Below are 13,578 nucleotides of genomic sequence, written 5' to 3'. Positions count from 1 at the left end.
GCTCTTGCTTCGGATCAGAAAAGACTCCCACTCGATCATCCAGATATTGCTTTGCGCCAATCGAATTTGTCGATAGTGCTCAGGAGACTCGGCGAAGTAGCAGAGGCACGAAGTCTGTTGGAGCTTGCCTATGATTCTTTGTTACGTAAGTTTGGACCGGAGCATCCAGACACGCGTCTAGTAAAAGGCAATCTCGATGATTTACCCTAGCTCGCACTAGCGAAGGCCAAGGTGGATACACTGCGTACCGAGCAGGTAGTTTGCGGCGCATGCAAAACCGCGTCAGCGACTTCGATTCGATGGATACTAGAAACATGAAGGGCGTACTTCCTGCCTTCGGCCACAAGCAGTCGGTCGAGACCTCCATCCAATTTGAATAATCAAGGTCTCGTCCACCGTCGCTCAATGGTCGGTCTCAGGCAAATGAATTGTCGGCGGCGTTGCCTGGAGTCGGCCAATAGCCGCCTGTCGGGGGCGTAGCCCAGTTTTGCAGGCCGACGCCTAATTCGCCCTCGCTCAATGTCCGGTCTCCGGCGAGCAAATTACGGAGGGCACTGGCTCAAACCCTATTAACGAAGGACATTCGAGTGGTGGGACGTTCTGACATTCAGAAGGCGGTTCGACTCAACTAGCGGCCATCAATCGTCGAGAGAGATTGCGCTTCGTCGGGGTTGGTCAGTAGGCGGTCGAAAAAGGGGCGGCCTCTGGACGAGTCTCAGGGACCATTGATACAGTGCCAACGTCGAATGGGACGAGCTCGATGGTCTTCGCTGCCAACGAAGCAGTCATCTCGTGCGCGAAGATCAGCGCGCTGTCCCCTCCTCTTTTCGCTCGCTGCGATCGAGGTCGGATGGATGGGCTCGACGAGACTTCCGGGCCGCTCACCGACTAAGAACTGATTGGATAATTCGGCGCGTCGTTAGAAAGCGAGCAGTTCGTTGTTGCAACATAATTGACAATGACATTGCTCTCAATCCGAGCTATCGACAGCGAGGCTATGACCCCACAAAGCGCCAGCAATCCGATGCTCGCATGGATACCGTGCTTAATCAAACCAACGGTGCATAATCAAGCTAAGAAGCGAATTTCGTCACGGAGCGACCGCGGTTGCGGAAGACCAATCCGGATAGTCGTTTATTGAAATTCGCAATATTTTAAGGGAATTACCGGGGAAGAGATGTTGCGTGTTGACCGGGGAGACTGTTATGCCACTCCGCACTACATATAATGGAATGTCACCCCATCTAGCATACGACGGCAGATCAGCAACCAAAACATAGTCGTAGGGTTCGACGGGTAGCCTAACGCATGACACTGTCTTAGACGTGTTGCGCGCGTCTGACAAATCAACAACCTCCTGATCATCGCATTTTGTCTGAATGGACGAAAGTTTGAAATTATGTGCTGCCGCTGGGAAGTCGCGCATTAGTGACTTCAAAGTCAACAAATTATACTGAAAATCGGCGTTTACGCCCGTTTGGAGATAACTTATTATAATTCTTTTCAAAAGGCTGTCAAATAGAGAGCTGATGCCGGACAAGTCCGAAAAGTATTCTGTTTCTGCTTTTTTAAACGAAACATAGGCTTGGAAATTTGATTGCTCGGAAGCCTCTTTTGCGATTGATATTTTATAAAAAAACAATGTGATTTGTTTTTTAATATCTGCAAGCTGTTCACGGGTAGCGTCGTCGGTTGACGCAACAACGACAGGGTCAAGCTTCTGAAAATCGTTGTAGAGATTGACGATCGAGAGCACTCCGCCTACATATTTTTCGCTATAAAACGACGCGACTGCCGTCCCACCGTCTGATATTATTTTCTGCCATATAGAAGCTGTAGTAAGCAGAGTAGAGCCAGCCGGCCCTGAGGGAACTTGCTTGATCGAATTCAATACCTTTGACGCTTGATTTTTCAGGTCATCGGTCGTCCTCCTTTCGATGTCGTCCAGCAAATCTTCATGCAAAGACGTTACTTCAGCAATGAGCGTCGCGAGGTTTGCGTTCATCGTGGACAAAGACGAGTCCAGATTCAACGCAGCTATCGCGAACACTGGATCGTCGGACTGCAAGTTCAGCAACCCGTTCGTGTTTGCTAGGTAGGCAATCGGTTGTTCTCTTGGCTTTCCTGAGCTAGCGCGAGTGTCGAGCGCGCCTAATTGGGAGAGAAGTAGCTGCGTCCGTTCATCGACAGAAGTATCCGAATAATTTACCTGGCCAAAAGTAAAAAGCGACGGAAGGATTGCCGTTTGCGCTGTAGCCACGCTTCCGCTCCAAATATTGCTTATAAGATTGATTCTTGCAAGCGTGATCTGTTGTAGTAAAAACTGCTGATAAGCTTCGACTGGCGACAAGCCGGCAATTGCGCCAACGCCCGGATCTTTTAACGTGGCTTTCACGTCTGGGTTTACTCTCCCGCCCATGATTTGCAGCCAAGTGAATATGATCGGAAATGCGTCACCTGCATCGACGAGCCGTTGTTCGCGCGTTTCAGCCGCTTGCACTGCTCCACTCGGTCTCGGATCAAGCTGAGACGGCTGCTGCGCAATCAAGGTGTGGAAGGCGCAGCGGCTCGGATATTTGACGAGTTCGGCAAATGATGGCGTCTGGAGAATTGCCCTGCGCTGGCCGGGCGCCGTGGTCGTCGTGTAAGCCATAATAGCCGAATAATTTATGTCAAATGCCGGACGCAATATAAACGCCGTTCCCCCCGCCCCGTCGAAACCGTCGGCACCCGAATTACTTCCAAACCGATCCCAAAGACCGACCGCGCAAAACTGTTTATTCTGCGGATAAACTGCAGGATCATTAACATCGCACAAATCTTGGGTGGCCCCAGCACCGCCCAGTCCGGAGGCGATTCCTTCAAGCCTTATAAGCCCGCCCATCGCCGGTGGGTCATTCGACCAGTAATCACGATCTACACATTCCGGAAAGTCTTCGTAGCTCGCGGGGTGATGCGGAAGTGGGAGATTGATGTCCTTGAGATTTTTATCTTGCCAGGTTTGAGAGGGAAGCACGGTCGCACAAGTCTCACAGAAAGTGACTTTCGGCGCGACTATTAAAAGCTTTCCCGTTGCAACTGCATCCCAGTTTATCCCTGATAGGGGAGCATTTGTTCCATCGCCACCGTAAGGCGTTATTCCCGACGGCAGTCGCGGCAGTTTGTAGTACCCTAGATCAGATATTTCATCATCGTCGACGAGTGAAGGAGTCGTGATTGGCTTTACCTCTCCCATGATCCATCCACCCTTGTTTGGATGCCAAATCCAGTCGGAGAAATAAAACCCGGTCATTGCTGGCTGTGTTCCTGGTGGCACCCACTCCAGCTCCGAATACGCAAGTGAGTTTTTCGCGAATGGGAGCGGGTGACGTACAAATGTGCGTAAATCTAAGGGTGCATTGATTCGAAGTTCGTTAGCCACAATAACCAAATTTCCGCCATTTGTGAGAATAGGATCATCTATAGAGACGTAGTCGCCATAAATAAATACATCCTTTGCTCTATTAACACTTACTGGCCGGTAGCGGGAGTCGATCTGGGTGGCATCGAAAATCTTTGTCTTGTAGTAAAAATTTGCACTGCTATATTGTTGCGCCAATATCGGAGATGAGAAGGCTAACAGTGATACTGGCAGACAGAAGCCGATGAGCCTCGAGGAATACGAATGTCTCATTTCCAGCGCTCCAAAAAGCAAACAATCTCCATACGCTAATCGGCAGTGGTGCTTGACCTCGCGTTTGTGTTTCGCCTCGCCCAGTCAATGCGGGGGCTCGCCGCTTACTTGCTTGCGTGCCTATGGGCTAGAGAGGCGGAGTTAAATTCATAGCACCCTAAAAGGGTGCAACAGAAAACTGTGCAAAAGCGAAACCTTCGTCTTACAGCGATTGCCAATATCTTTGATAAGTCGGTCACCTACGAAGCTTTTTCCGGAGGAGTCAACAAAGCTGCATACGCTCTCTTTACGATAACACGGGTTTCCTCTCGCGTTAGAGAGGAAACGCCGGAACACTGCGATTTGCAATGATCCCAAAGCAGTTGACATACCTCGTAACCGCCTGGATTGTCGGGGTCAACTTCGCCAATGCACTCATTGAACATTTCGTCACACTGATCGCATGACATACTAATGCCGAGTAATTTAACAGACTCAAGCGTGTATTTTGATGTGCCCATTTTTACCTCATGCCACGAATTAAGTTGAGAAGATTTGTGGGTGCAGCGTTTTTTAGATTAGGCCGCAGATCATCTATTTTCAAGGGGCTGTTGGCACTAGCTCTCGCTTGGACGACCCGATCCATCGGACAATATCGCAGGCATGAGCGACGGTAGGCCAGCCAATGAAAACACAGTTCGGATGTTGGGATGGCAAGCGGAAAATAAGAATTGGCGGGAACCACGAGAGGAATAACCCAATACGCCCATAGCGTTTTTTCGAGGGATGTGTCGTTGGAGGCACCATGCGCGTCTATGGTCTCGATCACGCAGCTTCTCAGACTTCCGAGGTTTCATCCTGTCCACGTCATCCTGCGCCGACAGCTCGATAAGCGCGGCAAGATTGCATTCTGTGCGGCGACGTTATTAGCCAGTGGGTGTCTAGCCATATCGGGCTGCGACGGAGGGGGCGCCACTATCATCAGGGCCGTCTGAAACGTCGGGGCAATCCTCATTACCGGCGAGCAGCGCGGTCGCAACAGCGAAAGAAAAATAACTGAATTCCACCGCCCGCGAACGTGATGGTTTCAGAGGCGACCGCAGTCAGTGGATGAAGCCGACATTGAAACGGCCCGCAACATCGAGCATGAACGAACGAAGTTGGCCGATTTGGTAAAGTCGCCAATGGCCGTTTATGGGAACTCCGGTTCGCAAAAACGGGATGCTGCTGGCTGACCGGTTTGGAGAAGGTTATCTGGCCGAAGTGGGTCGGCGGATTCAACCGGTCGATGCAATAGCTTGATGGAATCGTTCTGCCGGCGTCTCATAATCTAGCGTCTTTCGTGGGCGCTCATTCAGTCTTCTCGCTACGGCGTTGAGTTTAGCTTGCGAATAAGCCGACAGATCGATGCCTTTTGGGAAGTACTGTCTCAACAGCCCGTTCGTATTCTCATTGGAGCCGCGCTGCCACGGATGTTTTGGGTCACAGAAATACACAGCAATGTTGGTGGCTATGGTGAATCGTTTGTGCGCCGCCATCTCGGTGCCTCGATCCCAGGTAAGCGATTTATAGAGCTCTTGCGGAAGCTTGCCGGCGTGTTTGATGAGCGCATTCGCCACCGTCTCGCTGTTTTTGCTGTCGACCTTGACCAACATGACATAGCGTGTGTATCGCTCTACAAGCGTTGCGATCTGGCTGTTACCACTGCCGCACAGGAGGTCTCCTTCCCAATGCCCAGGCACCGCGCGATCTTCCACGGTAGCGGGACGTTCACTGATCGAGACCGCATCGCGGATACGGCCGTGGTCCTCCGTCTTCTGCGTGTGATGGCGTGAGCGACGCATTGCACGGGTGCGCCGCAGGTGTTCGAGCAGCTCTTTCTTCAAGGCACCACGTGTTTGAATAAAGAGCGTTCGGTAGATCGTCTCATGTGACACGTGGAAATCCTCGTTGCCCGCCCACGTCCGCTTCAGCCACCCAGCGATCTGCTGCGGTGACCACTGCAGTTTCAGCTTTGCAGCCACGATTTTCGCCAGCCATGGCTTCGTGACCAATTTGCATACCTTCGGGCGCAGCGCCCGCTGCCAGGCAAGCTGGTCAGCGGTGTCGGCCCGATAGCCTTTCTCGCCGCTGTTGCGCTTGATCTCGCGGCAGATCGTGGAGGGCGCGCGCGCCAGGCGCCGTGCGATCGACTGGATCGAATCATCTGCTGCGAGACCTCTTGAAATCTCTTCGCGCTCAGCTAGCGTAAGCGAGCGCTTTGAGCGCCGTCGAGGTGGCGGTTAATTTCCTCCAGTTTGCGCCAAAATTCCCGCTACTGACGAATGATTGCGATCGAATAGCTGCGCGATATGCTGCAGCGACTCACCAGCACGCCAGCGCTCTCACATCAGCGCCTTCTGACTCTCACTGTAATAGATTCGGCGTCTTTGTTTCATCGCAACACTCCCGCCACCTAAGCAGCGTTATTGTGTTGCATCGACCGGTTGAATCCGCCGTCGCCTTGAGACATTCGGAGGGTATAAGATCAACAGAAGTTGCGGCTGTCGGCGGTAAGCCCGCCGAGAAGATGCGACATATCTACGAGCCGGTGGGCGCCTATCTGAATGCACGGAGCGCGTCATGAGCCGTATTTGTCGATATGTTCCGGCCCCGCCGTGATTCTGCATAAGCTTTCTGCTTACATCGACTTGCATAGGATTGAGTGCGCAACATCCCACTAGGCGGTGGATTGCAATGCTCGGTCATGGAGGATGCAGACATCCTCCTCAGAGAAGAATCGAAACAGTTCAGCGCTGCTTGCCACACCCAGCTTGAGCATCGCGTTCGTTTTGTGGGTGCAGATGGTTTGCTTCGAGCGGTGGCGCGCTAACGCGATCTCCTTCAGCGACTGACCGGCTAGCGTGGCCCTGAGGACGTCAATCTCGCACGCGCTAAGAGGCTGAAAACTCTGGCCGCGTCCAGGCAGCGTCGCCGCGTAGTTGGAAAGCGTGGACGATACAAATTTTTGGCGAGCATACGCGGCATCGATCGCTGATTTCAGATGCTCGCCGACTTCATCCCGGTCCAGCACTGCATGAACGGCGCTCAGGGCCGACAGCGTGGCGAAGTAAGCGGGATTCTTGATACACGAATGCAGCACCAGAGCCACGTCAGTACGTCCCGCTCATATGCGGGTCAACAAAGGTTCGCGAGCGGAGTTTTGTCTCGACGAGACACTCTGAAGGTCCGCGACAATCACATCACAATCACTCGCAAGTTCGGCCAGCGTATCACCGCAGTAGGTCGTGGCCACAGTTGTGACCCCTGCGCATTGCCTAACGGCGGCCTCGGTACCCAGTGCGCTTATGAGATGGCTACCAGCACAAACAACCCTTAACGACATCGTGACCTCGCGGATAGATACGAAGCAACGAGCCTACCGAGGGCGTAGGCCTTGGACAATCGGATGGATACGAACAAGGCGATCTTCAGCCAGCCGCCCCAATCGCTTTCAATAAGCTGTCGTCGATAACGAGCCGAATTTTCCCCCGCTCCATAGGTACACAATTCTCACTGCCAACACTGCCAAACTGCCAACAGCGGCCTCAAATCGTTACTGGACAAGGGTTTCGCTGTTGGCAGTGGGCAGCGCTTCGATGCCAATTGTTGGCAGTCGATTGCATACACCGAGCTATCAGGGATTCCGTCATGCGAAACACTGCCAACACTGCCAACACACTGCCAACAGCAAAAGCTATATAACACAAGGGTTTGAATCGGGTAGTTGGCAGTTGGCAGTGTTGGCAGTGAAATTTCTCTACACGGGAATTTTGCGAAGGCATAAAATCAGGCGAAAGCTAATAGAAAGCGATCCACTCGTTCCTGACAAAGCTTTCATGTTTATGTATTTCGTTTGACCATAAAAAAACCTCGCGCGGTGGCGAGGTCAAAAGATAGAAATGCGGCGTGCTGCTACTGATCGTCGTCAGCTTTCCAATCAGCATGATTTTTACGTGGGTAGAGCACGTAGACCTGCCCCAAGCCACGCCCACCGTTTCTTGTCCAGCCCTTGCGCCCCGTGGGACGCAATAGGATGCGAGCTTTGTGAAGAGCCTTGCAAGCGTGCTTCAGGTCATAACCGACGACGAACACCCCCTTGAAGGTTGCGGGCGGCACATACACGGTGATCTTGCCGTCGACGTCAGCCCGGATAAAGCCCAGCGAGTTATGCACCACCGGCATGTTTTCGGTGAGCGGCAGTCGAACGAATCTCGAGTGCTCATGCTGCTCGATGAGACCTTCAACCTGCTCGACCAAGCGCTCATCGTCGCGGTCCCCTGTCCCGAATACATCGAGCCAACGTCGCCAGACAGTATAGACCGCCTGCTGCGATTCTTCGGCGGTCCACCCCGTCAAGCCTGCCTGCGATGCCATCACCAGGGCAGCAGCTAGCAGAGCAAACTTGCGTGTCGCGCGCCGCACGGGTGGCGCGGCATCCGGTGGCACCATCGCCGCCATACGGATACGCTCGCGCCCGATCTGCTCGCGCGCGTCGCCCCACCTTGGCAGAAGCCATTCCACGAACGCGGGCCCGAGCGTGCCGTGCTGTGCGCGACCAGCAGCCGTCAGTGCGTCGGAGAAAGCTTCTGCGCTGGCGTAGTCATGCAGTTCGTCAAATGCGCGGTGCAAGCCCGCGTCGGCGGGTACATCAAGCAAGCGTACCTCCTGCCCGCCACGCGGCTTAATACCGCCTTCGGCGAGATACTGACTCATCGCGACTTCGCCCGTCGAGATAAGCGTCAACCTCCACGACCGAGAAGCGACTGTGCCGCCGTCACGCGCTCCCTGCACCTTCGAAATGCCATTGAGCATCTGGTAGATCGCCGGGCCGATCTTGCGCGCATCGCCCGAGCCGATCTCGTCCAGATATAACAATCGGTCGTTGGCTGACTCTGACATCAGCGCCAAACCTAGGGACGTGCCATTCCAGCTCGCCTTGCTGCGGTCCGGGTCTCCCCAGACGCTGGCCGCCACATCGCCGCAGGTGCTCTTACCCGCTGTAGAATTGGTATAGAGATGCAAGCCAATGCCGTCCTTCTCTCCGGCAATGGAAAGCAGCGGCCCGGCCAGTGCGCACGCAACGCTCGTCATGGCCAGGGCATTTCCTTGCGTCAGACGACCTACCTGCTCTCGCCAATCGTCAAGCGTGCCACGCGCCTTATAGGCGCTGGGATTGTCCGGTTTGCCGTTAAAGTGCATACGAGCATTTGGTTGCCCAACGACTTCCCCGGTCGGCAATACGAAAGCGCCGTGCTGCCAACCGGTCATGCTGACGATTTCGTACCACGCGTCGCGGTTCTCGGTCTGAAGCCAGTACGCGAGTCGCTCACGAGCCGCGCGATCGGTCGCGACCGCCAAACCGCCGCTACGCAGTCGCGCCCAACCATCGCGCTCCCCGATCTCTGCATTGGGCATGGCCTCGATCACCTCTTCACCACAACCCGCGCGGCGCCAGCGCAACACGCGCATCTGACGGCCTGAGCTGTCCCGACCGCTCCCCAACGCCTCCAGCGAGTCACAGAGCCATCGAGGCGCAAGATATACCGTATTGCCGCTGTCGCGATCGACTTTCACGCCCACGAAGTACAAACCGTCTTGACGACACTCGAAATATGCTTCGAGTTCGGCTGCGCTGGCAGTTGTCGCTCCTGCAACGCTACGGTCCGGCTGATCGCCACCATCGGGCTTCGCAGCCTTCCAGATCTGCTTGGCCACCGCGGCCGCTCCAAACCGTGTGTACATGTCGTTGAAGTCTGTTTCGTTCTCGTCACGCTTGTCACCAAATTCGGGCACAGCGAGGGTGCAATCAACGGCTCGCGCCGCCTCCAATGCCTTCTGCTGTCCATTACCGAGGTCAGCCAGTACCGCGATCTCGGCACCGGGATAGGCAGCACGCATCGTCTGCGCAACCTTCGTGAGGTTGCCCGCCGAGAGCGCCGCCACGGCGACATCACCCGTACAGAGGTGAGCCGACAGCGCTGTGGCGACACCTTCGGCGATGAGCATGCGCTTGCACTCTTCGGGCGCGGCGGCAAACCAGCAGCCGCCCGCCTTCTCCCCATTAGCCAAGGCTGACTTACGTCCGAGTTCATCGATCATCTCGATGGTGGTGATGACGCTTCCGACCCGTACGGGCGCAATCAGAATTCGCCCCTCGAGCTGCGCGCCGCCCGACTGCGGCCGGTAGCCGATCAGCTTTTGAAGTTTCGCGGCGTCCATTTCGCGCAGGGTGTCAACCGCACTGACACCTTTGCGCATCAGGTACGGATGATCGTCGCGAGCGGGCTGGGCCTTCTTAATGACGGCGATCGCAAGCGAAGCTGCGTGCTTACGGGCCTTCGCTCGCTTCTGCGCCTCCTGTTCCGTGCGTGCGTCGCGCTCGGCACGACGGCGTTCGACTTCCGCCGGATCGACGAGCGTGCCTGCCTTCGAACGCGGGTTGTAGCCGTACTTCTTCGCGATCGCGAACAGCGTGGCTATGGTGATCCCGGCGTCAGGGCGGATCGAGCGCCATGTATCTCGAACGTCAGCCGCCACGTAGTTCGGGCTTTTCTGACTCCAGTTGTCAAACATCACAAAGCCAGCTTCGCCCTCGCTATGCTTGAGCGATGCACCGACGCGAAACCATACGTCGCGTTCAACGTCCGGCGGAATGTACGAGAGTGCTTCGAGGATTCGCTGATGTTCATCAAAGACGGTGCTCATTGTTCCCCTCCCGCGCTCACATGAGCCCGTGCGATCACACGAGCGAAGGCGAGGTTGTCGCCGATTGCCGCCGTCGCTTGCCCCGCGAGAACGCGCATGCGCGGCGATGGTTCGCGCTTGGACATCATGGTTTCAAGCAGATCGGCACGGCGAAATCCTTTCTCGGCGGCCGCGGCGAACACCACGTCGAGCACGCGGCGCGCGAACTGACGCACGTCGTCATCAGCCTTCTTTGCATGGAACACAAGGAAACCGCACATCAGCACGCATTCAGTCGGGCTCGCGTATTCGCCTTCAGCGATTGGAATGCCGAGTTTGTAGTTCTCGTTCATACGACCTCCCGCGCGGCCAGCGTCAGCCCCTGAATGATCTGCGGCAGCAATTCCGGGCGCAGCATGATGCCCTTCTGCGTCGGCACGAACTCACCCGCTGCATTAGCGACCACAAGCCGGACATCGACGTACTCGCGGCCTTTGTACCAGCGATGAACGATGCGGATGCGCTGCGTCGCGCTCTTCTGAATCTCCATCACCACCTTGTCCTGATCGACCGTACTCATACATCCTCCTTCGAACCGATCGCGCACTGACCGTGGCGCACGCCATCTGCGTGCGCGTATTCATGCAGCTGTTCTGCGACGCCAACAGACTGATCTATCAACATGCGAACGACACCGTAGACAGGGTGGTCGTCGCTCACAGGAAGGTCCGCAATGGCGATCAGCAACATTTGCAAGACATCGTGGAACTGCTGAACCTTCGCCGCCATCTCGAGGTGCTTAGCCATCGCTTCCCTCCTGTAAGGAGTACTCATCGCTGTAAGTACGACGAGAGCGCTCGATCTTGAGACGGTCGATCAACCGCTGCCGAAGCGTGCAGTCGGCGTCCGAGGCGATTCCTGCGATCTGTCCGATCAGCTCGGTTTCACTAGCGATGCGGTGAAGCAGGAGCGTTTGGTCGGCATCCTGTAACGCGCCCGAGCGGACTTGCTTAGGCTCGGCGCTTCGGTCGCTCGCGATTAAACAACCAACGGCGGACGTAACGGTGCTCAACGACGACGCTGCATCGACTGCGACACATGAGCAGTCAGCGAGGAATTGCAGCTCGCTATCCGAGGCGTGCGCCATGTCAAAGCGCTCTGCGAAAAACGCGAGCAAGCCAGCTGCCGACGGTGTTTGATCTATAACGTCGCGTGTTGTGTTAGTCATGGCGCACCTCCGCACGGGCGATGTCCACGAGCTGACGTAGCGCATCGCCGGTAATGTCGAGCGCATCCAGATCGGACGCGGCCAGCGTGGCTTCACGCAAAGCGTGCTGGGCGCACTGAATGATGTCGATGTAGACGGGGGGAACGAGAGGGCGGGTTTGCTCAGGACGAGCGGGGATAGCGAGTCGCATGGTGCGGCCTCCTGTAGCAGGTTCAACGAACCTGGCCCCCGCTGTCAAACGGGGTGGCCAGGCACTAGGCAGGGTTGACAGACCGGTGCTACAGGAAACCGGCGAGCGCGAACGCTCCCCCACCAAGGCCCGGCCAAAGAAGGCGAACACATGGCAGCGGACGAAAAAATACCGCCGGTCGGCGGTTGTCCGCCTGTAGCTGATCGAGCTGTCAAACCCGAGCGAGAGGTGTCTCCTCTCACGATTCAGAGGATAGACGACCGATTCCGATTTCGTCAAGCCAGCAGTGGTTTCGTACTGGACCGATGACGCCGCCACGCGAGCACGACTAACATAAGGACTCTTTTCGACTTTGGGATTTTTCTCATGGCTGGCCTCCGGGTCAGCCATTTTTTTCGTCAGCAAAGAGTCGTTTTCGTACGTGACAAATAGTGTGAACGTGCTAGTTCCGCTACGCTTGGCTACGCATGACTCGTAGTTCCGGTCTTGGCTGGCGCTTGCGCCAGCCCTTTTTTTGCCCATCATGACCGATCTCCATCCGTGAGCAGCGCTTGGAGATCCTTCACGCGCCATGCGAGGCGGCCGTTAATGCGAATCGGGCGGATGGGGCCGTTTTCGAGGCACGCCCACTTGCGCAACGTTTGTGGCTTGCGATTGATTGCGGCCGCCGCCTCTGCGGTGGCCATGATTGCCGGAAGGTCGGCGCGGTCTAAAAGATTCTGCTGGTTCATCTCAACGCTATTAGGGTTCGCCTTGCGGGCGAAACATCGAGCGTTGATCACGTGCCGATATGCGCTTTCAACGCCTCGACGTTCCACCTTGCTCGGCAATGTGTCTCGGCGTTGATACTTTGCCTGCAACAACCGCGCACAACCAAACAACAACCATCGAGTGCCGTTGAGTAAGGCTTTGCGGGCGGTTGCGCAACCGGGTAGACAACCGCTTCCGCGCTTTTCGGTCGCTATGCGCCATTCACGCCCCTGTCATAAAACACCCTCATCGGCAGTCTGTAACTCGCCGCATCGCCTCGAATTCGCTCCTTGGCGCGCGCCACGGTCTTGCTGATGCTCTGGGGCGTAACTCCGAACTCAGAAGCCAGTGCCTTGTGCGTCTCGCCATCGGTCGCACGCCGCACGATCTCAGCTCGCTGCTCCGCGCTTAATTTGGGCGAGAACGGGTTCTCGATTCGCGATGATTTAGGTTCGGCAGCGGAGCCGCCTTGTTCATTGCCACTAGGGGCGATCAGGTCGAACTGTATGCCGCTAGGATTCGAGCCCTCGGCAAAGAGATGCGCAGCAACCTCATTGAAGGTCCACCTCATGCCCAACGATGCGATGAACGCATTCGCGTCCGTCACGCTCAGCAGCCACCCGTTCCAATTGTCGATTGAGTCGAGCGGCAGCAACGAATGACGGTTGCGCGGAACGATAATGCGTTTCTGCGCTGCATCCATCAGCGCATGAAACCAGCCGTCAACCAGCAGGCGTTCGTCCAGTCCATCGTCGTACCAGTCGTTCAACACAAAGTTCACGATCGCAAGAAATTGCAAAGGGCTCAGGATGCCGCGCTCGTGAACCCTGTGTATCCATTTCTCGGGCCCAAACCAGCGCCGCTCGAACGTTTGTTCAACGCCATCGAAGATGTCCGTTTGCCTGTCGATTTCCTCGCCCTCGATGGCGTCTATAACGAGTTCAAGGAGATCTTGGGGAGGTTGAATCATCTTGCATCCTTCAATGCAAACCTTCAATTGAGATGCTCCCGCCAGACCGAGTGAAGGGGTCT

11 protein-coding genes and 1 pseudogene are annotated in these 13,578 nt (G+C 55.7%); 1 reads left to right on the top strand and 11 read right to left on the bottom strand.

Annotated features, from left to right (window positions below):
- Positions 1–210, top strand: a 210-nt coding sequence (locus NCT04_RS00315) for a tetratricopeptide repeat protein (protein ID WP_250462474.1), incomplete at its 5' end; no start/stop codon positions are given.
- A gap of 880 nt (positions 211–1,090) precedes the next feature.
- On the opposite strand, the gene NCT04_RS00310 is transcribed toward NCT04_RS00315, so the two are convergent.
- The 11 genes and pseudogenes from NCT04_RS00310 to NCT04_RS00260 form a co-directional block, all read right to left on the bottom strand.
- A complete protein-coding gene (locus NCT04_RS00310; RefSeq protein WP_250462472.1) occupies positions 1,091–3,673 on the bottom strand; it encodes a hypothetical protein in 2,583 nt (860 codons plus the stop codon).
- 1,256 nt (positions 3,674–4,929) lie between these two features.
- Positions 4,930–6,090, bottom strand: a pseudogene (locus NCT04_RS00305) (IS30 family transposase).
- Positions 6,091–6,371: 281 nt separating this feature from the next.
- Positions 6,372–6,803 (bottom strand): helix-turn-helix transcriptional regulator, encoded by a 432-nt coding sequence (locus tag NCT04_RS00300; RefSeq protein WP_250462469.1) that lies wholly within the window; start codon positions 6,801–6,803, stop codon positions 6,372–6,374.
- An 803-nt stretch (positions 6,804–7,606) separates the two neighbouring features.
- Positions 7,607–10,399, bottom strand: coding sequence for a DUF927 domain-containing protein (locus NCT04_RS00295; RefSeq protein ID WP_250462467.1), 2,793 nt, complete (start codon positions 10,397–10,399; stop codon positions 7,607–7,609).
- Positions 10,396–10,731 (bottom strand): hypothetical protein, encoded by a 336-nt coding sequence (locus NCT04_RS00290; RefSeq protein WP_250462465.1) that lies wholly within the window; start codon positions 10,729–10,731, stop codon positions 10,396–10,398. Before NCT04_RS00290 ends, NCT04_RS00295 begins: the two co-directional genes overlap by 4 nt.
- Positions 10,728–10,958, bottom strand: a complete 231-nt coding sequence (locus NCT04_RS00285; RefSeq protein WP_250462463.1) for a transcriptional coactivator p15/PC4 family protein — start codon at positions 10,956–10,958, stop codon at positions 10,728–10,730. Before NCT04_RS00285 ends, NCT04_RS00290 begins: the two co-directional genes overlap by 4 nt.
- Positions 10,955–11,185, bottom strand: a complete 231-nt coding sequence (locus tag NCT04_RS00280) for a hypothetical protein (RefSeq protein WP_250462461.1) — start codon at positions 11,183–11,185, stop codon at positions 10,955–10,957. Before NCT04_RS00280 ends, NCT04_RS00285 begins: the two co-directional genes overlap by 4 nt.
- The gene (locus NCT04_RS00275) at positions 11,178–11,606 is read right to left on the bottom strand and encodes a hypothetical protein (protein WP_250462459.1); all 429 of its coding nucleotides are present in this window, start codon (positions 11,604–11,606) and stop codon (positions 11,178–11,180) included. Before NCT04_RS00275 ends, NCT04_RS00280 begins: the two co-directional genes overlap by 8 nt.
- Positions 11,599–12,321 (bottom strand): hypothetical protein, encoded by a 723-nt coding sequence (locus tag NCT04_RS00270; protein WP_250462457.1) that lies wholly within the window; start codon positions 12,319–12,321, stop codon positions 11,599–11,601. Before NCT04_RS00270 ends, NCT04_RS00275 begins: the two co-directional genes overlap by 8 nt.
- Complete coding sequence (locus NCT04_RS00265) at positions 12,318–12,527, bottom strand: DNA-binding protein (RefSeq protein WP_250462456.1); 210 nt, start codon at positions 12,525–12,527, stop codon at positions 12,318–12,320. Before NCT04_RS00265 ends, NCT04_RS00270 begins: the two co-directional genes overlap by 4 nt.
- A gap of 230 nt (positions 12,528–12,757) precedes the next feature.
- Complete coding sequence (locus NCT04_RS00260; protein WP_250462454.1) at positions 12,758–13,516, bottom strand: helix-turn-helix domain-containing protein; 759 nt, start codon at positions 13,514–13,516, stop codon at positions 12,758–12,760.
- Positions 13,517–13,578 lie beyond the last annotated feature (62 nt).

Source organism: Caballeronia sp. GAFFF2, assembly GCF_023631485.1.
Classification (GTDB): domain Bacteria; phylum Pseudomonadota; class Gammaproteobacteria; order Burkholderiales; family Burkholderiaceae; genus Caballeronia.
The sequence above is the reverse complement of the archived record's forward strand: the minus strand, read 5'-3'. Positions and strand labels throughout refer to the sequence as shown.

What these genes read in the sequence shown, in the direction of transcription:
- NCT04_RS00260 (WP_250462454.1), bottom strand. Translation starts at nt 13,516, where the DNA reads ATGATTCAACCTCCCCAAGATCTCCTTGAACTCGTTATAGACGCCATC.
- NCT04_RS00310 (WP_250462472.1), bottom strand. Translation starts at nt 3,673, where the DNA reads ATGAGACATTCGTATTCCTCGAGGCTCATCGGCTTCTGTCTGCCAGTA.
- NCT04_RS00295 (WP_250462467.1), bottom strand. Translation starts at nt 10,399, where the DNA reads ATGAGCACCGTCTTTGATGAACATCAGCGAATCCTCGAAGCACTCTCG.
- NCT04_RS00275 (WP_250462459.1), bottom strand. Translation starts at nt 11,606, where the DNA reads ATGACTAACACAACACGCGACGTTATAGATCAAACACCGTCGGCAGCT.
- NCT04_RS00290 (WP_250462465.1), bottom strand. Translation starts at nt 10,731, where the DNA reads ATGAACGAGAACTACAAACTCGGCATTCCAATCGCTGAAGGCGAATAC.
- NCT04_RS00285 (WP_250462463.1), bottom strand. Translation starts at nt 10,958, where the DNA reads ATGAGTACGGTCGATCAGGACAAGGTGGTGATGGAGATTCAGAAGAGC.
- NCT04_RS00270 (WP_250462457.1), bottom strand. Translation starts at nt 12,321, where the DNA reads ATGATGGGCAAAAAAAGGGCTGGCGCAAGCGCCAGCCAAGACCGGAAC.
- NCT04_RS00265 (WP_250462456.1), bottom strand. Translation starts at nt 12,527, where the DNA reads ATGAACCAGCAGAATCTTTTAGACCGCGCCGACCTTCCGGCAATCATG.
- NCT04_RS00280 (WP_250462461.1), bottom strand. Translation starts at nt 11,185, where the DNA reads ATGGCTAAGCACCTCGAGATGGCGGCGAAGGTTCAGCAGTTCCACGAT.